This window comes from Sphingobacterium bovisgrunnientis (assembly GCF_009829085.1).
In the GTDB taxonomy this organism is placed as follows: Bacteria; Bacteroidota; Bacteroidia; order Sphingobacteriales; family Sphingobacteriaceae; genus Sphingobacterium; species Sphingobacterium bovisgrunnientis.
Map to the genome: position 1 here is coordinate 80,107 of NZ_WUQY01000008.1, position 19,646 is coordinate 99,752.

The following is a 19,646-nucleotide window of genomic DNA, read 5'->3' on the forward strand; positions in this document are numbered from 1 at the left end:
TAATGAATGGATTACGACTTATATTTATCACAATTATCTTAAGCGCGATCTCAACACTAAATAGTATTGCACAAGACATAAAGGTCAAAGGTGTGATACGAGATACAACGGGAGGGATACCCAGTGTATCTATTAAAGTGAGAGGAGCGACGACATTGACATTATCATCTGATGGATTTGGGCGTTTTGAATTTAATTCTAAAAAAGAAGCCCAAGTGGACTTTCAATCGGTGGGGTTTAAAACAGCCACTATTAATCTTGCGAATCAATCTATAAACTCAAACAATGAGATTCTATTAGACATTTTCTTAGAAAAGATTGAGTCTGAGATTGAAGAAGTGACAGTAACAGGTTTTGGTGGAACGCAAAAGAAAGCAAGTTTGGTGAGTGCTATTACCACTGTGAATGTTAAGGAGCTAAAAACAGCTTCTTCAAATCTTACGAATGCTTTGGCTGGTCGGGTGGCTGGTATGATTGCTTTTCAAAGCAGCGGTGAACCCGGTCTAGGAACAGATAATTCCACTTTTTACATTCGCGGACTTTCTACATTTGGTACAGGAAAACAAGATCCATTAATCTTAATAGATGGAATTGAATCATCTCCAACTGATATGGCTCGTCTACAGCCTGACGATATTTCTGATTTTTCGGTTTTAAAGGATGCGGCAGCAGCTTCTGTGTATGGTGCTCGTGGTGCAAATGGTGTAATTCTTATCAATACTAAAATGGGTATGGATGGCGCACCTAAATTCAATTTCAGAGCTGAAAATAGATTATCCTCAAATACTAAAAATTTGAAATTCGCTGACAATATTACCTATATGCGAATGGCTAATGAGGCAGCTTTATCGAGAACTCCAAATGGTATAGAGCCATATACTCAAAACAAAATTTTTAGTACAATCGACGGTGACGACCCATATCTTTTTCCGAGTAATGATTGGGTTTCCATGTTAATTAAGGACTATACCAATAATCAAGGCTATAATTTAAATATTTCAGGAGGTACGCCTAGAGGTAGGTATTATATCGCAGGAACGTTCAATCGTGATAATGGCGTTTTAAATGTTGAGCCTATTAATAATTTTAACAGTAATATCAAACTAAATAATTACTCATTACGTGTAAATGTGGATTTCAGTGTCACAAAAAGTACCACAGCTATAGTAAGAATGTATGGTCAATTTGATGACTATAGTGGACCTATCGGGGGTGGTGCGCGTACATTTGATAATGCGATGAATGCCAATCCTGTAATTTTTCCTGCCATATACCCCGCGTCAAAACTTCCATTTATTGAACATCCATTGTTTGGTTCTAGTCAGACACGTAATACAGATTTAACAATAGGTTCATCCATGTATATGAATCCTTATGCGGAGATGGTGAAAGGATATCAAGCGTATAAAACTTCAAATTTGCAACCTCAGATCGAGATCAAACAAGATTTGAATGGCATTACTGAAGGACTTTCAGCACGTGCTATGGGCTATTTAAGAAGATATGCGTACTCAAGTGCTAGCAGAAATTATACGCCATTTTATTACGAGTCAATAATTAATTCGCAAGATGGTTCCTATAATTTAAAGGCCTTAAATGATGGTTCTACAAACGCATTATTACCTACAGGAACGGAGTATTTAGGTTATGATACCCCCCCAAGTGAAGTAGATTCTCGAATATGGTTGGAAGGAACAATTAATTACAGTAGGATTTTTGCAGAAAATCATGCTGTAAGTGGTATGCTTGTGTCATACATTTCAAGTTTTGAATCCGTAACTGGAAATAATTTGCTTATTGAAACTCTTCCTAGTCGTAATGCTGGGATTTCAGGTCGTTTTACATACGGCTTCAAAGATCGTTATTTAGCAGAGTTTAATTTTGGTTATAATGGTTCTGAACGATTTGATTCCAATCATCGTTGGGGTATATTTCCTTCATTTGGAATAGGTTATAGAGTATCAGAAGAATCATTTTTCGAACCTTTGAAATCCGTTATTAGCAATTTCAAAATAAGGGGTACATATGGATTAGTGGGTAATGATGCAATAGGGAATAGCCGAGATCGATTTTTCTACTTATCAAATGTTAATTTAAATAATGGAGATTATGGTTCCGTATTTGGACGTGATGATGGGGCTGCTCGTTATTCTAGACCTGGTGTATCTATTTCTAGGTATGCAAATCAAAATATTACCTGGGAATTATCTAAACAATTAAATTTAGGTGCAGACATTAGTATAGCGAACAAACTAGATCTTATTGTTGATGTATTTCAACAAAAGCGATCAAATATTTTACAACCTGTTTCTGGTATTGATAATGCTTCAGGTTTAATGGCGAGCCCTTGGTCGAATTATGGGCGTGTAAATTCTAAGGGATTAGATTTGTCTTTAAATTATAGAAAAAATTTCTCTCAAAACTTCTGGATGGATGCACGTGGAACGTTTACATATGCCACTACAGAAATAGTGAAAGTCGACGAATTACCATATTCTGATAATCTATCTCACTTAACTCGTAAGGGATATTCAATTAATCAAGCTTGGGGTTATGTAGCTGAGCGTTTATTTATAGATAACGAAGAGGTTGCCAATTCTCCTACCCAATTTGGAGACTTGGGTTTATTAGCTGGAGATATAAAATATAGAGATATCACACATGATGGTATAATAGATGATGACGATAAGGTGGCTATCGGTTATCCAACGGAACCTGAGATTTTATTTGGTTTTGGTTCTAGTTTTGGATTTAAAAATTTTGATTTCGGGTTTTTCTTCCAAGGAGCGGCTCAATATTCGTTTTTTATAAATTCAAATCAAATACAGCCATTTTATAATTATACACATCCAGATACAGGAATACCAGGATACCAAACCGGTTTATTAAAAGTCATAGCAGATGATTATTGGTCAGAAAGTAATCAAGATGTGTATGCTATGTGGCCAAGACTAAGTACTTGGAGAGTAGGTCCAAATAATCAAACATCTACATGGTGGATGCGCAATGGAGGATTTTTGAGGTTGAAGAGTATTGATATTGGTTATAACATCAAGTCATTAGAAAAATTCAAAATCAAAAACGCGCGTGTGTATTTATCTGGCTCGAATTTGTTTTTGTTGAGTGACTTCAAACTTTGGGATGTAGAAATGAGAGGTAATGGATTAGGATATCCATTACAGTCCGTTTACAACCTAGGTATTCAAATTAATTTATAACCTATAACGTGGAAATCATGAAAATAAAGGAAATAAAGGGGAATGCTAAAGTTGGCGTTTCAATGGTATGTGTTTCATTTTCAATGTTATTTAATTCTTGTTCTAAGTTTTTGGACATTGTTCCTGATAATGTATCTGTAATAGAGCACGCTTTCAAATTAAGAATAGAAGCTGAAAAATACTTATTTACTTGCTATTCTTATCTGCCAGAAAATGGTGACGGGTGGTTTAATGTAGGTATGATGTCTGGGGATGAAATTTGGTTGCCACAAAATGATCAAGCACATTGGCATCCCGCTTTTAGAATAGCGCAAGGTATGCAAAATAAAGGGCGACCATATTTTAATGAATGGGGGGGGGACTTGAAAGGTGGTGATGGCCGATTTAATTATTTACGTATTTGGCAAGCTATTAGACATTGTAACATCTTCTTGGAAACAATACAAGAAGAAAACGTAGCACCTGATTTGAACAGCTTTGAGCGTCAAAGATGGATTGGTGAAGTAGAATTTTTAAAGGCATACTATCATTTCTACATGTTGCGTATGTATGGACCAATTCCTATCGTGGATGTAAATGCTTCTGAATCATCAGAACCTGAAGATTTGTATTACAAAAGGATGCATGTAGATGACGTCGTAAATTTTATATCCAATCTTTTAGATCAGGCCATCGAAAAACTGCCTGAACGTATTACAGATGAAAATACAGAATTGGGGAGAATTACCAAACCAATAGCTTTAGCTATCAAATCACGGGTATGGCAATTAGCAGCTTCACCACTGTTCAATGGTAATACAGACTACATTGATTTAGTTGATAAAGATGGTATTAGCTTAGTTAGTACAACCTATGATGCTACTAAATGGGAAAAGGCCAGAGATGCTGCTAAGGCGGCTATAGACATTGCTGAAGCGAACAGTGTGAAATTATATACCTACACCAATGATAGGTACAATCTAAGTACACAGACAAAGACACAATTAAATATTCGTAATGCTGTTACAGAGCGTTGGGGTGATGAGGTGGTTTGGGGCCTTTCCAATAGCTATTTTGTAAATGAAGCATTGTGTATGCCTCCATTAGCAAGGGGAAGTAATGTAGATAGATTCCAATTGCAGGGAGTATGGGCGGCACCAATTAAAGTTGCTAAACAATTTTATACAAAAAATGGAGTGCCTATAGAAGAGGATAAAACATTAGATTTTTCAAATTACATGAGCACACGGACAGCAATAACGTCTGAACGATTTTATATTGAGCCAGGCTATGTTACTGCAAGGTTGAATTATGATCGTGAACCACGTTTTTATGCCAGCTTAGGCTTTGATGGAGGTCGTTGGTATATGAAAGATGGTGTTACTGGTGGATCAGATGAAAATGGAATGTATGTTCAAGCAAAAAATGCAGAGCGTTCAGGAGTAGGTCACTTCACAAACTGGAATGAAACAGGTTATTTCATAAAGAAGCTTGTTCATTGGGAATCAACAACTAATTCTACAAATGCCCCAACATGGAAAGCATATCCTTGGCCAGAAATACGTCTAGCTGAATTGTATTTGAGCTATGCTGAGGCTCTTAATGAAGTCAATGGAGGTTCTTCAGAGGCTATTGCTTATCTAGATAAAGTTAGGGAAAGAGCTGGGCTGGCGGGAGTAGTATCATCCTGGACCAATTTCTCAAAGTCGCCAAGTAAATTTCAATCACAAGATGGTTTACGTGAAATTATTCAACGTGAGCGATTAAATGAATTGGCTTTTGAGGGACAGCGATTTTGGGATCTACGACGTTGGAAATTGGCAGCTGAATATTTGAATCAAGATATTACAGGGTTTACTATAACATCAAAAACTGCTGCAGGATACAATGTGGAACGGAATGTATTTAATCAGACATTTATAGCACCGCGTGATTACCTATGGCCAATTGGAAATCATGAAATCAGACGTAATCCATTACTAGTAGAAAATCCAGGTTGGTAATCAAAAAAAATAAATGTATGAAATCAATTAGAATAAACATATTTCTAGTCATGCTGAGTGCATTAATTGCCTTTGCATGTACCAAGCAAATTGAATACAGAGAGCCTATTGGTAATGAAAATGAGAAACCAGGAGCGGTGTCGAACATTCGTGTCATAAACCAAGAAGGGAAAGCACAAATTGTTTATGATTTGCCTAGCTCGACTAATTTAATGTACGTAAAAGCGATCTATACAATTAATACAGGTCAAGAAATAGAAGTTAAAGCATCTATTTATAAGGACACAATATTAGTTGCTGGTTTTGCTGATACGGAAGAGCACGAAGTAAAACTTTTTGCGGTAAGTCGCAATGAAGTTTTATCTGATCCAGTAATTGTGAAAATAAAGCCCCTCGAAGCACCTTTCGTAAAGGTTTTCAAATCATTAGAAGTTACAAATGCATTTGGAGGATATAATCTTACTGCAAAAAATCCTTCACGTGATAATGTTGCCATTATAGTAATGAAGAAAAATGTATTCAATGAGTACGAACGTGATAATCAAAAATCAGTATATACAAAGACAGATAGTATAGTTTCTAAAATCCGAGGCTTAGATACTTTGGATCACGAGTTTGCAATTTATGTACGTGACAATTGGGGAAATAATTCAGATACCATCTATACCAAAGTGAGGCCCATATTTGAAGAGCAAATGGACCCAAGCAAATTTAGAGGTTTTGTATTACCGGGCGATGCTCCTCAAGTAACGAACGGCGCAAGGTTGGAGTATGCTTGGGATGGACTATTAGGCTGGCCTAATGTAAGTTTCACACATCAAATAAATGGTGGTGACCAACCCCACATGATTACCTTTGATATGGGGGTATCAGCCAAAATAAGTCGTTTCTGGATCCGACCTTTTCCTGAGGGTACACGATTTTATTATTTGACTACGATGAAAAGATTTGAAATTTATGGTTCTAATAATCCAAATCTTAATGGGGCATTGGACGCCTCTTGGGTATTAATGGGGAGTTATGAAGTAGTTAAGCCGTCCGGTTTACCCTATGGCACTGATAGCGCCGAAGATCAAGCTACAGCTGCAGCAGGTTTCAATTGGGAGGCAGATTTAAATGCACCTAGGGTAAGATATATTCGAATTAGATGTCTTGAAAATTTTGCTGGAGGTACAGCTCAAAGTATTAATGAAATAAAAGTATACGGTTCTGCTTTATAGAAAAGAAGTTATGATTAAGATAAATAGAACACATACAATAATAAGGTTAGTATTCGTGCTAATACTTATTTCGACATTTTCTTCCTGTGCCAAATGGGATGAATTCAAACAGTATATCGAAGAAGGTGAAATAGTTTATGTTGGAAAGCTAGATTCGGTAAAAGTGCTGTCTGGAAATGAACGTATTAAGATTACTGCTGAAGTAAAACCTGATCCAAAAATTAAGAAAGCTTTAATTAAATGGAATGATGGAAAGGATTCGTTACAGTTAGATATTGGACACAACAGCGTTATTGAGCAATACATCGCTATGCCTGAGGGAATTGTAAGTTTGGAATTGTTTACAATTGATGACGAAGGCAATAGATCTATAGCTGTGCCTGCTATTGGTAGAGCGTATGGACCTAGGTATTCTGCAGGTTTAACAAATCGATTGACATCAAATGCTGTTATTGAGAATAATAATACAGCATTAATAGATTGGCAAGAAATGGATATGTCAGCAGGACCTATAGGAACCGAAGTGCGGTATATAGCGAATAATGGGACTACAAAAAGTATTATTGTTAAAGTCGACGATATGACAACAAGTATTGTGGATTTAGCAAGTACTGCAAAAACAGTATCATATAGAACACTGTACTTGCCCCAAAAAACAAGTATTGACACTTTTTACACTGCATTTTATGAGCTTGGATTAGCAAAGGATGTAACTGCGGAATATTTAAAAAATTACACAAATCCGGTTGCTACATCTTCCGTGTCAGGACGATGGGGTATACCATCGGATTGGATCACGAATACTGCTGTTAGAAACTTTAGAGATGGATCCAATTATTTTGGAGGTGTAGATAATTGGTTTGGCGGTCCATTTTTAGCGATGGAAGCAGGTTGGTCTGAAGATAATATGTCAAGTATTGTAAATGGTAAGATATATCAGATAGTCACATTACCAGCTGGGCATTATACGTTTGAAATGGATATTCCAGATTGCACTATAGGCGGAGATTTTTATACTGTTGCAGCCCTAGAAACAGAAATTCCTAATACAGAGAATGTTTCTACAGCATTAGGGTTCCTTAAAACTAGTTCTCCAGGGACACATGGGTTAAAGTTTAGCCTTATGGAAGCGAAGCAAGTAGCTCTAGGTTTTGTAGGAAATGTACCTAACAAAGGTGCTGGAGATGGTACTTTTTGGCGTATAAATGCTGTTAGATTAAAACAAATTGTAATTGTTCAATAAATACCAGTGTTAAATGATGGAGACCTCCAAGCGAAAAGCTTGGAGGTTCTTTATTTTACAATTAATCTTTCAATTTTTCAACTCTGCTTGGTGTTTGTTTGCCATTCACGATTCCTTCCGCGCCTAAGGCTATGGCTTCTATACTGGAGGTGATATTATCAATGTCCAATGTGCTTACTTCATCTTTTACCGTATGGTAATAGGTATCTTTATCAATTTGCGAGGTTGAGAAAGTATGCGCAGGCACACCCAAAGCTGCCAATACAGCATTATCACTTCTGTAAAATAGATTTTGTTTTGGATAAGGATCTGGATGGAATATGAATGCTGTATTTTTTAAGTTTTGTTGCATTAATTCACCGAGATTCGAACGATCATAGCCTGTCAAGTACAATGTATTTGGTCCAAATTTAGAATCTTTACCAATCATTTCAATATTAATCATAGCTACGACGCTGTCCGCATTGATGTTATTCGAAAAGTATTTAGAGCCGTACATCCCCACTTCTTCAGCTGTGAAAGCGACAAAAATAAGCGTTCTCTCATTGTTGTCTCGTTCTTTATAATATCTCGCTAAACTAATCATTGCAGAAGTTCCTGAGGCGTCGTCATCAGCTCCATTGGCGATAGAGTCTTGACCATCGGCTTGAATAATCCCGATATGATCATAGTGTGCAGAAAACACGACATATTCATTGGGTTTTGATTTTCCAGGAATCACTGCAGCAACATTAAAAAAATCTATTTTTTTAGTTTCATTTTCACTAATAACAGTATACATTTTAGGGAGTTGACTCTCTAAAACAAATAGTTTTGTTGCTCCTTTTGGTTGATTCTCTCCAATTACAGTTTCTCTCGAATATATTTTATTGAATCGAGCAATGTACGATTTATACGAAGAATCTACTAACACAATTACATCTTCATTTCCTTGAGCAAACTTTCTAAATGTGCTTGAAAAATCGTCTTCTTTACGAATGTGCTTTATTGTAATATTTGATTTCTCATTCCATTCTATCTTCGGATCATTTCCCATTATTAAAAACTCATCTGCATTCAATTCTTTATTATCAAATACGACTTTAGAAGAGATTCTAGAAATTTTATTCATATGAAATGTCTGTCGAAAATTTGGCTCGGCATAAGGTTGTAATCCTATTTGACGAAATTCTTCTGCAATAAAATCTGCTGCCTTAGCAATATGTGGACTAAAGGCATGACGTCCACCCATTTCGTCTGAAGCTAAGGTGTTTAGAAGCCTTTGTACATAGTTTTTGTCAACAATTTGTGTTGAAGATTGCTGTGCTACTAAATTGAAACCTATAAGTGCAAAAATCACAGATAGTAGTATTGATCTATTCATAGTGTAAAATTTTAATGAAATTAATAAATAAGAGTCGATAATTCACTGAAATAAAGCATAACTATTATATTTGGTTATAAAATCAAAAGACATGAAAGAAGTTACAGTTCTAGAATTAAAAGATATGATGGATCGCAACGAAGAATTTCAATTAATTGATGTTCGCGAGCCTTTTGAATATGAAGTATCAAACCTAAATGGACTAAATATTCCACTTGCTGGAATACTAATTGAGTCTGAGAAGGTAGCAAAAGATATTCCTGTGATCATCCAATGCCGTTCAGGAAAGCGCAGTGCACAAGCGGTGATGCTTTTGGAGCAACAAGGATACACGAATCTTGCAAATTTGCAAGGAGGTATCTTGGCTTGGAGAGACGAAATTGATCCAGAATTGGACGTGTATTAATAGCTGAATATACAAAGAGGTACAAGGAGGCATTTATCAATGCCTCTTTTTTAGTTTAAGGAGTACAATGCATTATTTGTACCTTTGTAGGTATGAAAAATTTGTATCAGCAAACAACTCAAGCATTCTATTTTAGTCTGATATTTTACATAGGTGCTATCGTATTATTCCTGCTGAAAGTTAGCATAGCTCCTATCCTATTTAGTTTTGCGCTGTTGGTGTCGCTTATATGGATTTTTCTTACTATTCGTGAAATCATGTTGTCGGGTCGTATTGCGAATTCAGAACGGTTGTTATTGATTATTTTTATCATCCTATTGAATATATTCGCAGGGCTAGTTTATTTCTTTTTACTTCGTAAAAGGGTCGTTTTGGATCAAAATATAAAATAATGAAAAAACAATTTGTACTAAATCTTTTGCTGAATCTAGGGATTATCTTTTTGGTGATGAGTGGTATTTCTGCTTACCAAAGTGGTAATATGCTTATTCTAGGGATTGCAATCGCAGTTTCGGTTGTGTTGATTTACTTGAAAGTAGTTCTATTAAAACATGTAAAAACAGATTACATCAAAAAACAACAAGAACAGCAATCTGCGGCTAAGAAAAGCAAAAAGGGTTAATCGACATCGATTAACCCTTTTTTATGCTGTAAAGATCTAATGTTATTTTACAAAAGGACCTTTTCTCACTTCCGCTTTTATTTTTTGGTTACGTATGTTTATGTAAATTTCTGTACCAGCTTTAGAAAAAGCATTATCTACATATCCAAGACCGATTGATTTTTTCAATGTTGGCGATTGCGTACCTGAAGTCACACGACCGATCACATTACCCTCAGCATCTACGATTTCGTAATCGTGACGAGCAATACCTCTATCGATCATTTCGAAACCTACTAATTTTTGAGCCGTTCCGTTTTCTTTTTCAGCTTTTAAGTTTTCACTATTCACAAAGTCTTTTGTGAATTTAGTAACCCAACCAAGACCAGCAGCTAGTGGAGAAGTCGTATCGTCAATATCATTGCCATATAGACAGAATCCCATTTCCAAACGTAAAGTATCGCGTGCACCTAAACCAATTGGTTTAATACCAAAGGCAGCACCAGCTTCAAAAATCGCATCCCATACTTTTTTTGCGTCTTTATTCGCTACATAGATTTCAAAACCTCCAGCACCTGTATAACCTGTTGCAGATACGATCACATTATCTACGCCAGCAAATGTGCCTTTAGCGAACGAGTAATACTCCATAGAAGCCAACTCAATCGATGTTAAACTTTGCAAAGCATCCGCAGCTTTTGGTCCTTGTACAGCAAATAATGAAGTCTCATCTGAGATATCTTTCATTTCTACGCCGTTCGTGTTGTATTTGCTGATCCAATTCCAGTCTTTCTCAATATTAGAAGCATTTACTACTAATAAATACGTAATATCGTCGATTTTGTATGTCAAAAAATCATCTACTATACCACCAGTTTCATTAGGCAAATACCCATATTGAACTTTACCGTCGTATAATTTTGAAGCATCATTAGAAGATACCTTTTGTATTAAGTCTAATGCTTTTTCACCTTTCAAAATAAATTCGCCCATATGACTTACATCAAATACGCCCACAGCTGTACGTACAGTTTCGTGTTCGTCATTGATACCAGAATATTGTACGGGCATATTAAATCCTGCGAAAGGAACCATCTTTGCTCCTAAAGAAATATGATGGTCTGTTAAAGCTGTATTTTTCATCATCAAATGGTATAAAAAGTTTTTGCAAAAATAGCTAATATGTTGGGATTTTACGGCTTGTTTTTAATATTATGATAAATATACTAGATATTTGGTGGCAAAAACGAAAATTATTCGTCGTTTGTTATTTCGCAACCGTTTGCAATCCTAGTATTTCTAACACTCTTTTAAATTCTGAATTCATATCAGCTTTAATTTCAATTTTTTCTTCAGTCCAAGGGTGAATAAATGTCAATGCAGAGGCATGTAGCAACATAGTGTCCATTTCAAATTTCTCTTTCCACAACTTGTTTTGCTTATTACATCCATGTGGCCTATCCCCTATTATTGGATACATGATATGCGCGAAATGACGACGCAATTGGTGCATACGACCTGTCTCGGGATTTGCCTCGACCAGAGAATAGCGGGATGTGGGAAATTTTCCCTGTGGAACATCAATCTCCGCTGTCGCTAATCGCTTATAATGTGTGATAGCATCTTGTGCTGTGCCATTTTCTTTCAGTAAAGGATAATCAATAATTCCTTCTTCGGGACAGTATCCGCGTAGAACCGCCAAGTAGCGCTTATCCATTTTTTTGTCCTGAAAAAGTGGTTGCGTTTTTTTATCAGTCTCTTTATCCAAAGAAAATAAAAGAATACCACCCGTTTTACGATCCAAACGATGCGCGGGATAAACGGGCTGTCCGATTTGATCCCTTAGGAGTTGCAGCGCAAATTCAGAAGCATCATTGGCAATTGAAGATCGATGTACTAAAAGACCATGTGGCTTATTTATGGCAATAAGATATTCATCGCGGTAGAGTATGTCAAGCATTATAGATTTTTAAGAACCCCTACTATTTCATCTGCCTTCTTATCAATCTCAGGACTGAGCCACACTTTCGTGAATGCTCCACCCCCTATTGGCGTGTCCTCGCCTTGCCATCTTATTTTTACCAAAGAGAATAAATAGTAATTCGAAATAATCACGTTATTCTGAACAAATTCTCGAACGACTCTATCTCCAAACAAGGTCATGCCTAGCTGTACAGCATCTTGATTCTCGTATTTAAGTTGATCTGCTAGAAGCGATTTGGCTTTCTCTTTGACTACATATTCTAGCTCTTCTTTTTTAGGATTTGTTAAGATAGCTGTGATCATTATTCCAAAAAGAAATAGCGCAAATATTCGTGTTTTCGACATCTTGATTTAAATAAAAATGTAATATTAGAATATACTTCCTAAAACCGAAAATAGCCATTCGGCTAACACCCACATCAGGTAAAATATTCCGACACACAAAAGTACTATAATAATAAATAGAGTTATCAATAATCCTCGCGCACTACCCTGATGTTTACCTTCGAAATAATGGTCCTTCAGAAGTTTAACATTCTTTTTATTTGCCTTATTGAAAAAATCGAATACATAACCAATTAAAGGTATTGCGCCCAAAATTGCATCTAACATCACGTTAAGAAGCATTTTGACGGCAACCTTGGACCCTGCGCCATTGCGAAGCATGATAACAACAAGTGATAGTGAAGTGGCAAAAGCTATGAATTGTCCAGCATAAGGTATCAAATTCAAAAGAGGATCCAAGCCGAACTTGAACCCTCCAATGCTAAATTTATTGTCCAATAGATTAGACATTCGCTCTATCCAAGCAAATTCCCTTTCTCTTTTTTGTTGAGGCTGATTATTTAATTGTTCCAATTTATTTTAATTCAAAGACACCGTCAATATAACAAGTCAATTTAATTGGACGAATATCTAACGACAATTCGTTTGACTCTGCTCCTGCACTATCCATCATAGCCGTTTTTGCGTACATGCGTGGTTGCGGCATCAGTTCTGCAAAGTTGAAGTTGCTATTGTCATTAATTACCAATACTTTACCAACAGACCCTCCGTCTGCAGCAGCTAATATTTCTGCATTTTGACGTGCATCTTTCACCGCAGCAGTCTTCAATTCTTTTTCCAACTCACGCTTTTGCGTATGATCGTATCCTGATATTGAAGTGCTTTCCAATCCTTGAGGATCTACCTTATCAAGCATTGTGTGTAGGCCATTCAAATTCGTAACCTTAATACGGTACTGACGTGATTGTAGCAATTCGTTGTTCTTTTTCTTATTTTGATAATTATAGCTGTAGATATTTTGAACTGTAAAATCTTCTTTCTTAACACCATTTGCCATTGCTGCATCAAATAATTGTTTTTCTATGGTCTCAATGAAAACTTTCTTTTTCATATTGCCATCCATATAAAACTCTTTCAATGAAATTGAGAGGTAAATAATATCTGGAGTTACTTCTTTTTCGGCATATCCTTTAGTAGCTACTTTGCGAAAAGATTCTATATTAGCGGATTGGGCGTTTGTCATTATTATAGTTCCTAATAAAAATGCGATTGTCAATAATTTTTTCATAAATCGTTTGAAATTAATATTTTCTACATATAACGCATAGACAAAGAAAATGCCACAATGTTTAAGATTAGCCTAAAAATAATCTTGTAAAATATTTTTTAAATCTTATCTTTAGGATAAATTAAAATATAATACAGTAATGCAAGAAGGTAAAGTAAAATTTTTTAATGAAACTAAAGGTTTTGGTTTCATAGTACCAGCGTCAGGTGAAAGTGAAATTTTTGTTCACGTTTCAGGACTAATCGACAAAGTTCGTGAAGGCGATGACGTTTCTTACGAAGTTGAACAAGGCCGTAAAGGTCTTAATGCGGTAAATGTAAAAGTTATCTAATAGATTCTAAATATATTTATTGTAAAAAAGCTCGAAATCTTAGATTTCGAGCTTTTTTGTATTATTGATATTGTGATAATCCGCCCATTGCTCCTATAAAGGCAGCGAATATTGTAATATAGAAGATTATTGAAATAACAATCATAATCAACATTACGATTAAAGAACCTTTGGCAAAATTCTTTTTGTTGACATTTCCATTATCGTCAAAAGCCCACACAAGCAACATAATAATTCCAACGAGTGGTATAGCGACAATTATTAATGTAATTACCCAATCTTTTACGCTTAGGGGTTTTTCATTAATTAAGGTGGGAAAACCTGAATTTTCTTGTTCAAATGGATTCATAATTTAGTTTTTTAGGTTAAATAATATGTTTTTTTTTAACCAAAAATAATATTTTTTTTGAACTGCTAAAATTTAGTGAAATATTTCTTCCAGAATTTGCAATGAATTCACTGAGCCAAAATTTTCTGTATGTAACTTATAGAAGTTGATGATTTGTGATAAAAGATATATGCGATCTTCATGCTTCATTTGTATCAAATGAGAATCTTCGTATGATATATTCAATATCGCGTGAAACATATGTGTATGTGGTTGCTGAAGTGAATATGTATGTGCGGGTGCAAAATTAGTAAAAACACCGTCCACCAAATCAAAATAAGGTAAAGCTTTGTCTGATGCTGTTGGCATATAGCCCAAGAACCGACTTAGCTTCATCAAAAAACAGAGATGAAAATTATTAATCGGCTTATTTGTCTGATCCAACCATAAAATAGACTGTTGTATGAAACTGAAAAGTTGGGAATCGGGTTGTTGCTGTTTTAACACTTTGTATAATATTTCGTTCAGAAAAATAGCTACAGAACTTTTTGCGATATTTAATGGAATTTGCTGAAGCATAGGAGTAGAGGTGGCTTCCTTTATGCGCTGTAAACTACCAGTGTCTTTATAATAAACCACCATATCCAAAAGATGAAGCGGTTGAAGCATGTTAACATGAATTTTTGCTTTTGGCTTTCTTGCTCCGTTAATCAAATATGACTGAATTCCAAACTCTTCTGTGAAAAGTTGTGCGACCACACTATTTTCTGAATAGTTCGTAATCTTAAGTGCTATCGCTCTTGTTTTATGCAACATCTAAAGTTAGCTAAGGAATTTTAATATGTGATAAATCACTAAGTAAGTAAATTTTATCCAGGACGTGAAATACTAGTATTTTTTTATAACCAATGTGAATTGTTGAAAACTATTTTAGAGTGTAGGGTGGGAGATGAATTAGAAAAGCTCTACATTTGCTTCTTCCTGCACTTTTTGTATTATTTTTAAAAATAATTCTCGCCATATTGTTGTAAGTTCCAAAAGAAATTTAGATATTTGCAAACTCTTTGCAGAGAGTGCAAAAGAGAATTGGTGTACTAAATAGACAACATTAAAAATAAATATCATGTCAAGAATTTGTGATTTAACAGGCAAAACGGCATTAACAGGTAATAACGTATCTCACTCGAACGTTAAAACTAAGCGTAAGTTTTACCCAAATTTACATACTAAGCGTTTTTACATTCCTGAAGAAGATCGTTGGATCACTTTAAAAGTGTCAGCGTCTGCAATTAAAACGATTAACAAAAACGGAATTTCTTCTGTTATCAGTAAATTTATCAAAAAAGGATACGTTTAATAGATATTCGCCTGTTAATTAAAGATATTCATGAACTATTAGTCCGTGAGGACTAAAATAAAGTAAAACAATGGCTAAAAAAGGAAATAGAGTACAAGTTATCTTAGAATGTACTGAGCACAAAGAAAGTGGTCTTCCAGGGATGTCACGTTACATCACTACTAAGAACAAAAAGAACACAACAGAGCGTTTAGAATTGAAAAAATTCAACCCTGTATTGAGAAAAGTAACTGTTCACAAAGAAATTAAGTAATTAACTTAATGGATTAACGAGAGTTGTCCATCTTAAAAAAAATATACCATGGCAAAGAAAGCGGTAGCATCATTACAAAAAGGTGGTGGTAAAGAATTTACTAAAGTTATTATCACTGCAAAATCTGCTAAAACTGGAGCTTATACTTTCAAAGAAAGTATGGTACACAACGACAACGTAAAAGATGTTGTTGCAGCAGCTTCAAAATAAGCAATCAAGATATTCCTTTTTTAAAGTTTTCCTTTAAAAAAACTGAAAGCCGTTTTGGTATACTCACCGAAAGGGCTTTTTTAGTATGGCAAGATTTCAGTATATTTGGGCTTGATTTTTAAGCATTACTTATCACCAGTATTTCATGGGTTTATTTGATTTTTTCAAGAAGAAACAAGAAGCACCAGAGGCTCAAGAGGCTTTGGATAAGAGTTTGGAGAAAACTAAAGAAGGTTTCTTTTCAAAGATTACAAAGGCAGTCGTTGGTAAATCTACCATTGATGATGATGTGTTGGATAATCTAGAAGAAGTATTGGTTACATCCGATGTGGGTGTGACGACGACTTTGAAAATTGTGGAACGAATTCAAGAGCGTGTTGCACGTGATAAGTATGTCGGTACCGATGAACTAAACCGATTACTGAAAGAGGAAATACAAGCTTTATTAGCTGAAAATAACAGCAATGATTTCGAGAGCTTTAAATACGGGGATCATAAGCCCTATGTTATTATGGTGGTAGGCGTGAACGGTGTTGGTAAGACTACGACTATTGGTAAGTTAGCGCATCAGCTGAAAGAAGCAGGTAATAAAGTAGTATTGGGTGCAGCAGATACCTTTAGAGCTGCAGCTGTCGATCAGATACAATTGTGGGGAGAGCGTGTAGGTGTACGTGTGGTTGCGCAAGCAATGGGATCAGATCCAGCTTCAGTTGCTTTTGACACGATTCAGTCTGCGGTTTCCAATGGTGACGATGTTGCAATTATCGATACAGCTGGTCGTTTGCATAATAAAGTCGGATTAATGAATGAGCTTGGAAAAATAAAAAATGTCATGCAAAAAGTCGTTCCTGGCGCTCCGCATGAGATTTTGTTGGTGTTAGATGCTTCGACTGGACAAAACGCTATCGAGCAATGTACACAATTTACCCAAGCGACAGATGTCAATGCGTTAGCTTTGACAAAATTAGATGGTACAGCCAAAGGTGGTGTAGTCATTGGTATTTCGGATCAATTCAAGATTCCTGTAAAATATATTGGTGTAGGTGAGAAGATCGGCGATTTGCAGCTCTTTAATAAAAGAGAGTTTGTCGAATCCTTATTTAAATAAAATTTTATTTCTGCATCAAGCAAGTAGCCTTTATAACCTTATAAAGGTTTCTTTTTATCAATAAAGAAAATAATTGCGATGGAATCATAATCCATGTTTCATCCAACTCAATCATAATAATGAAAACAAAGCATAGTAAATTCGAACCAGTGATGGTGAAGCCACGAGTGAATGTGGTGACTTTAGGATGTTCGAAAAATATACATGATTCGGAAGTATTAATGGGTCAGTTGAAAGGTAATCAAATTGACGTTGTTCACGAATCAAATAATATCCAAGCGAATGATATAGTGGTTATCAATACTTGTGGATTTATTGATAATGCCAAGCAAGAATCAATTGATACTATTTTACAGTTTTCAGAGCTAAAAGATCAAGGTAAGGTAAATAAAGTAATTGTGACAGGTTGTCTTTCTGAGCGTTACAAACCAGAATTGCAATCGGAGATTCCTAATGTAGATGCTTATTTCGGCACGAATGATTTGCCCGAATTATTATCTACTATTGGTGCGGATTACCGTCACGAATTATTGGGGGAACGTTTACTGACTACGCCTTCTCATTTTTCTTATTTCAAGATAGCGGAAGGATGTAATCGTCCGTGTTCATTTTGTGCAATTCCATTGATGCGTGGTAAGCATGTATCTAAATCTATTGATGATTTAGTAAAAGAAGCAAAATTCTTGGCGTCTAATGGAACGAAAGAATTAATTCTTATTGCACAAGATTTAACTTATTATGGTTTAGATATTTACGGTAAACGTAATCTTTCGGATTTGATGCGTCATTTATCGGATGTCGACGGTATCGAATGGATTCGTTTGCAATATGCATATCCTTCAGGTTTTCCAATGGACATTTTGGATGCTATGAATGAACGTAGTAATATCTGTAATTATTTGGATATGCCATTACAACATATTACCGATAATATGTTGACATCAATGCGCCGTGGTACAACCAAACAAAAGCAAATTGACTTAGTAAACAAAATTCGAGATAAAGTACCGGATATTGCTTTGCGTACAACATTGATTTGTGGTTATCCAGGAGAAACAGAACACGATTTTAATGAAATGTTAGAATGGGTTGAAGAAACCCGATTTGATCGTCTAGGGTGTTTTACATATTCACACGAAGAGAAAACACATGCACACACATTGGTAGATGATGTTCCTGAAGATGTAAAACAAGAGCGCGTAGAAGCTATTATGGAAGTGCAACAGGGAATTTCATATGATATCAACCAAACTAAAGTTGGTAAAGAATTCAAAGTGTTGGTAGATAGAGTGGATGGAGATTATTTCATCGGACGTACAGAATTCGACTCTCCAGAAGTGGATAATGAGGTTGTATTAAATGCTAAAGAAAATTATGTGCGTATAGGTGATTTTGTTCAGGTGAAAGTAAATAGAGCAGAAGATTTTGACTTGTACGGGACTATATTGAAATAGAAAATATAAGCAATCCGATGTAATTAGCGGTGTCCTAAATAGTATTTTGGACACCATTAATGAGGCATCGAATTATATTACGCAAAGGCAATGGTTATTAAAAAGTAATTTTTCCTACTAATTTATAAAGCATATTAAACACAAAATGCATATTTGATATCACAAAAACTTCTTAAAAATAGAATATAAAATTTTTAAATCCTGCTCATTTAAATTCGCTGTATTGGCTTCCTTTTGGATGTAATGGTGTTTGAAACCTTTGATCGCAGCGTCAAGATTTTTTACATCGTACCCTATTACACGTAGCGCTAAACGTACATCAAAATTCGCTGGAGGTGTTTCTAAGTAATCGTCATACCAATACCCAAATCCAGCGTCTGATAGCTTTTTCCAAGGGAATCGTGAAGGATCATTTTTGCGTGTAGGCGCATAATCCATGTGTCCTATAAAGTTTGCTTGTGGTATTTTGTATGAATCTTTTAAGTAGGCCAATAAGCTTATCAAGGCATCAATCTGTACATCGGGCCAAGGATCTGTAGTTCCATTATTGTCCAATTCAATTCCTATGGATGAAGAATTTAAATCGGTGTCGTTACCCCATTTACCTGCACCAGCATGATGACCGCGGTATAGGTCATTTACCATTTGTACTATCTTACCATTACGCCCAATAACATAGTGCGAACTTACACCTGCACGTGCGCTATGGAATGTCTTTACCGTTTGTGCTAAGGAATCTTGCGCTGTATGATGAATCATTACATAATTTGGTTTTCTCGTTCCGAAATTGATAGAACCAATCCACTCTTTATCCGATGCATTAATCTTTTCTAATTGACTCGTAACGGGAGCTTCTCGGTATAATTCCGCAAATTCTTTGGCTTTCTTCTTGTTAACTTTTTCTGTCGCCGCGTATTTGCCGCCACCGCATGATGTAATCAGTGCTGCCGCAATTATGAAAGGGATAAAATGTGCTTTTTTCATTGTTTTAAATAGATTATAGATGCAATATAACG

At 35.6% G+C, this 19,646-nt stretch carries 22 protein-coding genes; 13 read left to right on the forward strand and 9 right to left on the reverse strand.

Going from position 1 to position 19,646, the window contains the following annotated elements; translation table 11 throughout:
- Positions 1-2 precede the first annotated feature (2 nt).
- From GOQ16_RS06010 to GOQ16_RS06025, 4 genes are read left to right on the forward strand one after another with little or no spacing between them, the layout of a single operon-like run.
- Positions 3-3,218, forward strand: a complete 3,216-nt coding sequence (locus tag GOQ16_RS06010) for a SusC/RagA family TonB-linked outer membrane protein (protein ID WP_160068469.1) — start codon at positions 3-5, stop codon at positions 3,216-3,218.
- 17 nt (positions 3,219-3,235) lie between these two features.
- Positions 3,236-5,200: a RagB/SusD family nutrient uptake outer membrane protein gene (locus tag GOQ16_RS06015; protein WP_204987430.1), complete on the forward strand. Its 1,965-nt coding sequence runs from the start codon at positions 3,236-3,238 to the stop codon at positions 5,198-5,200.
- 17 nt (positions 5,201-5,217) lie between these two features.
- Entirely contained in the window at positions 5,218-6,420 is a 1,203-nt protein-coding gene (locus GOQ16_RS06020; RefSeq protein WP_160068470.1) for a DUF5000 domain-containing lipoprotein, read from the forward strand.
- A gap of 10 nt (positions 6,421-6,430) precedes the next feature.
- The gene (locus tag GOQ16_RS06025; protein WP_160068471.1) at positions 6,431-7,663 is read left to right on the forward strand and encodes a DUF4998 domain-containing protein; all 1,233 of its coding nucleotides are present in this window, start codon (positions 6,431-6,433) and stop codon (positions 7,661-7,663) included.
- 61 nt (positions 7,664-7,724) lie between these two features.
- Here the strand turns inward: GOQ16_RS06025 and GOQ16_RS06030 are convergent, their stop codons facing one another.
- Positions 7,725-9,026, reverse strand: coding sequence for a M20/M25/M40 family metallo-hydrolase (locus tag GOQ16_RS06030; RefSeq protein WP_160068472.1), 1,302 nt, complete (start codon positions 9,024-9,026; stop codon positions 7,725-7,727).
- A gap of 91 nt (positions 9,027-9,117) precedes the next feature.
- On the opposite strand from GOQ16_RS06030, the gene GOQ16_RS06035 reads away from it, so the two are divergent.
- The 3 genes from GOQ16_RS06035 to GOQ16_RS06045 all read left to right on the forward strand — a co-directional run bounded on the left by GOQ16_RS06035 (position 9,118) and on the right by GOQ16_RS06045 (position 10,054).
- On the forward strand, positions 9,118-9,432 hold the full coding sequence (locus GOQ16_RS06035) for a rhodanese-like domain-containing protein (RefSeq protein WP_149914086.1): 315 nt from the start codon (positions 9,118-9,120) through the stop codon (positions 9,430-9,432).
- Between the two features lie 92 nt (positions 9,433-9,524).
- On the forward strand, positions 9,525-9,824 hold the full coding sequence (locus GOQ16_RS06040; protein ID WP_160068473.1) for a hypothetical protein: 300 nt from the start codon (positions 9,525-9,527) through the stop codon (positions 9,822-9,824).
- Positions 9,824-10,054, forward strand: a complete 231-nt coding sequence (locus GOQ16_RS06045; RefSeq protein ID WP_149914084.1) for a DUF6358 family protein — start codon at positions 9,824-9,826, stop codon at positions 10,052-10,054. Before GOQ16_RS06040 ends, GOQ16_RS06045 begins: the two co-directional genes overlap by 1 nt.
- A gap of 42 nt (positions 10,055-10,096) precedes the next feature.
- Here GOQ16_RS06045 and gcvT read toward each other — a convergent pair whose 3' ends face one another.
- The 5 genes from gcvT to GOQ16_RS06070 all read right to left on the reverse strand — a co-directional run bounded on the left by gcvT (position 10,097) and on the right by GOQ16_RS06070 (position 13,589).
- Positions 10,097-11,176 carry a glycine cleavage system aminomethyltransferase GcvT gene (gene gcvT / locus GOQ16_RS06050; protein WP_160068498.1) on the reverse strand — a complete coding sequence of 360 codons (1,080 nt, stop codon included), beginning with the start codon at positions 11,174-11,176 and terminating at the stop codon, positions 10,097-10,099.
- Positions 11,177-11,300: 124 nt separating this feature from the next.
- Positions 11,301-11,993 (reverse strand): pseudouridine synthase, encoded by a 693-nt coding sequence (locus GOQ16_RS06055; RefSeq protein ID WP_160068474.1) that lies wholly within the window; start codon positions 11,991-11,993, stop codon positions 11,301-11,303.
- Complete coding sequence (locus tag GOQ16_RS06060) at positions 11,993-12,361, reverse strand: hypothetical protein (RefSeq protein ID WP_160068475.1); 369 nt, start codon at positions 12,359-12,361, stop codon at positions 11,993-11,995. The genes GOQ16_RS06055 and GOQ16_RS06060 overlap by 1 nt, the downstream gene beginning before the upstream one ends.
- A gap of 24 nt (positions 12,362-12,385) precedes the next feature.
- Positions 12,386-12,874: a DUF4112 domain-containing protein gene (locus tag GOQ16_RS06065; RefSeq protein WP_438865727.1), complete on the reverse strand. Its 489-nt coding sequence runs from the start codon at positions 12,872-12,874 to the stop codon at positions 12,386-12,388.
- A gap of 1 nt (position 12,875) precedes the next feature.
- Positions 12,876-13,589, reverse strand: coding sequence for an SIMPL domain-containing protein (locus tag GOQ16_RS06070; protein ID WP_160068477.1), 714 nt, complete (start codon positions 13,587-13,589; stop codon positions 12,876-12,878).
- Between the two features lie 139 nt (positions 13,590-13,728).
- Here GOQ16_RS06070 and GOQ16_RS06075 point away from each other — a divergent pair, with 139 nt between their 5' ends.
- Complete coding sequence (locus GOQ16_RS06075; protein WP_149914080.1) at positions 13,729-13,920, forward strand: cold-shock protein; 192 nt, start codon at positions 13,729-13,731, stop codon at positions 13,918-13,920.
- 61 nt (positions 13,921-13,981) lie between these two features.
- Here the strand turns inward: GOQ16_RS06075 and GOQ16_RS06080 are convergent, their stop codons facing one another.
- Together GOQ16_RS06080 and recO are read right to left on the reverse strand one after the other, a co-directional pair.
- Positions 13,982-14,269, reverse strand: coding sequence for a DUF1129 domain-containing protein (locus tag GOQ16_RS06080; RefSeq protein ID WP_160068478.1), 288 nt, complete (start codon positions 14,267-14,269; stop codon positions 13,982-13,984).
- Between the two features lie 72 nt (positions 14,270-14,341).
- Complete coding sequence (gene recO / locus GOQ16_RS06085; protein ID WP_160068479.1) at positions 14,342-15,064, reverse strand: DNA repair protein RecO; 723 nt, start codon at positions 15,062-15,064, stop codon at positions 14,342-14,344.
- 307 nt (positions 15,065-15,371) lie between these two features.
- On the opposite strand from recO, the gene rpmB reads away from it, so the two are divergent.
- From rpmB to rimO, 5 genes are all read left to right on the forward strand, one after another.
- Positions 15,372-15,605 (forward strand): 50S ribosomal protein L28, encoded by a 234-nt coding sequence (gene rpmB, locus GOQ16_RS06090; protein ID WP_149914077.1) that lies wholly within the window; start codon positions 15,372-15,374, stop codon positions 15,603-15,605.
- A gap of 70 nt (positions 15,606-15,675) precedes the next feature.
- Positions 15,676-15,858, forward strand: coding sequence for a 50S ribosomal protein L33 (rpmG, locus tag GOQ16_RS06095; protein WP_002998409.1), 183 nt, complete (start codon positions 15,676-15,678; stop codon positions 15,856-15,858).
- Between the two features lie 48 nt (positions 15,859-15,906).
- Complete coding sequence (locus GOQ16_RS06100; RefSeq protein ID WP_149914076.1) at positions 15,907-16,068, forward strand: DUF4295 domain-containing protein; 162 nt, start codon at positions 15,907-15,909, stop codon at positions 16,066-16,068.
- Between the two features lie 145 nt (positions 16,069-16,213).
- Positions 16,214-17,176, forward strand: a complete 963-nt coding sequence (ftsY, locus tag GOQ16_RS06105; protein WP_149914075.1) for a signal recognition particle-docking protein FtsY — start codon at positions 16,214-16,216, stop codon at positions 17,174-17,176.
- Between the two features lie 119 nt (positions 17,177-17,295).
- The gene (rimO, locus tag GOQ16_RS06110; protein ID WP_149914074.1) at positions 17,296-18,630 is read left to right on the forward strand and encodes a 30S ribosomal protein S12 methylthiotransferase RimO; all 1,335 of its coding nucleotides are present in this window, start codon (positions 17,296-17,298) and stop codon (positions 18,628-18,630) included.
- A gap of 159 nt (positions 18,631-18,789) precedes the next feature.
- On the opposite strand, the gene GOQ16_RS06115 is transcribed toward rimO, so the two are convergent.
- The gene (locus GOQ16_RS06115; RefSeq protein ID WP_149915158.1) at positions 18,790-19,614 is read right to left on the reverse strand and encodes an N-acetylmuramoyl-L-alanine amidase; all 825 of its coding nucleotides are present in this window, start codon (positions 19,612-19,614) and stop codon (positions 18,790-18,792) included.
- Positions 19,615-19,646: the final 32 nt, after the last annotated feature.

Excerpts from the sequence above, each read along its gene's own strand:
- GOQ16_RS06010 (WP_160068469.1), top strand. The coding sequence starts at position 3 with ATGAATGGATTACGACTTATATTTATCACAATTATCTTAAGCGCGATC.
- GOQ16_RS06015 (WP_204987430.1), top strand. The coding sequence starts at position 3,236 with ATGAAAATAAAGGAAATAAAGGGGAATGCTAAAGTTGGCGTTTCAATG.
- GOQ16_RS06020 (WP_160068470.1), top strand. The coding sequence starts at position 5,218 with ATGAAATCAATTAGAATAAACATATTTCTAGTCATGCTGAGTGCATTA.
- GOQ16_RS06025 (WP_160068471.1), top strand. The coding sequence starts at position 6,431 with ATGATTAAGATAAATAGAACACATACAATAATAAGGTTAGTATTCGTG.
- GOQ16_RS06030 (WP_160068472.1), bottom strand. The coding sequence starts at position 9,026 with ATGAATAGATCAATACTACTATCTGTGATTTTTGCACTTATAGGTTTC.
- GOQ16_RS06035 (WP_149914086.1), top strand. The coding sequence starts at position 9,118 with ATGAAAGAAGTTACAGTTCTAGAATTAAAAGATATGATGGATCGCAAC.
- GOQ16_RS06040 (WP_160068473.1), top strand. The coding sequence starts at position 9,525 with ATGAAAAATTTGTATCAGCAAACAACTCAAGCATTCTATTTTAGTCTG.
- GOQ16_RS06045 (WP_149914084.1), top strand. The coding sequence starts at position 9,824 with ATGAAAAAACAATTTGTACTAAATCTTTTGCTGAATCTAGGGATTATC.
- gcvT (WP_160068498.1), bottom strand. The coding sequence starts at position 11,176 with ATGAAAAATACAGCTTTAACAGACCATCATATTTCTTTAGGAGCAAAG.
- GOQ16_RS06055 (WP_160068474.1), bottom strand. The coding sequence starts at position 11,993 with ATGCTTGACATACTCTACCGCGATGAATATCTTATTGCCATAAATAAG.
- GOQ16_RS06060 (WP_160068475.1), bottom strand. The coding sequence starts at position 12,361 with ATGTCGAAAACACGAATATTTGCGCTATTTCTTTTTGGAATAATGATC.
- GOQ16_RS06070 (WP_160068477.1), bottom strand. The coding sequence starts at position 13,589 with ATGAAAAAATTATTGACAATCGCATTTTTATTAGGAACTATAATAATG.
- GOQ16_RS06075 (WP_149914080.1), top strand. The coding sequence starts at position 13,729 with ATGCAAGAAGGTAAAGTAAAATTTTTTAATGAAACTAAAGGTTTTGGT.
- GOQ16_RS06080 (WP_160068478.1), bottom strand. The coding sequence starts at position 14,269 with ATGAATCCATTTGAACAAGAAAATTCAGGTTTTCCCACCTTAATTAAT.
- recO (WP_160068479.1), bottom strand. The coding sequence starts at position 15,064 with ATGTTGCATAAAACAAGAGCGATAGCACTTAAGATTACGAACTATTCA.
- rpmB (WP_149914077.1), top strand. The coding sequence starts at position 15,372 with ATGTCAAGAATTTGTGATTTAACAGGCAAAACGGCATTAACAGGTAAT.
- rpmG (WP_002998409.1), top strand. The coding sequence starts at position 15,676 with ATGGCTAAAAAAGGAAATAGAGTACAAGTTATCTTAGAATGTACTGAG.
- GOQ16_RS06100 (WP_149914076.1), top strand. The coding sequence starts at position 15,907 with ATGGCAAAGAAAGCGGTAGCATCATTACAAAAAGGTGGTGGTAAAGAA.
- ftsY (WP_149914075.1), top strand. The coding sequence starts at position 16,214 with ATGGGTTTATTTGATTTTTTCAAGAAGAAACAAGAAGCACCAGAGGCT.
- rimO (WP_149914074.1), top strand. The coding sequence starts at position 17,296 with ATGAAAACAAAGCATAGTAAATTCGAACCAGTGATGGTGAAGCCACGA.
- GOQ16_RS06115 (WP_149915158.1), bottom strand. The coding sequence starts at position 19,614 with ATGAAAAAAGCACATTTTATCCCTTTCATAATTGCGGCAGCACTGATT.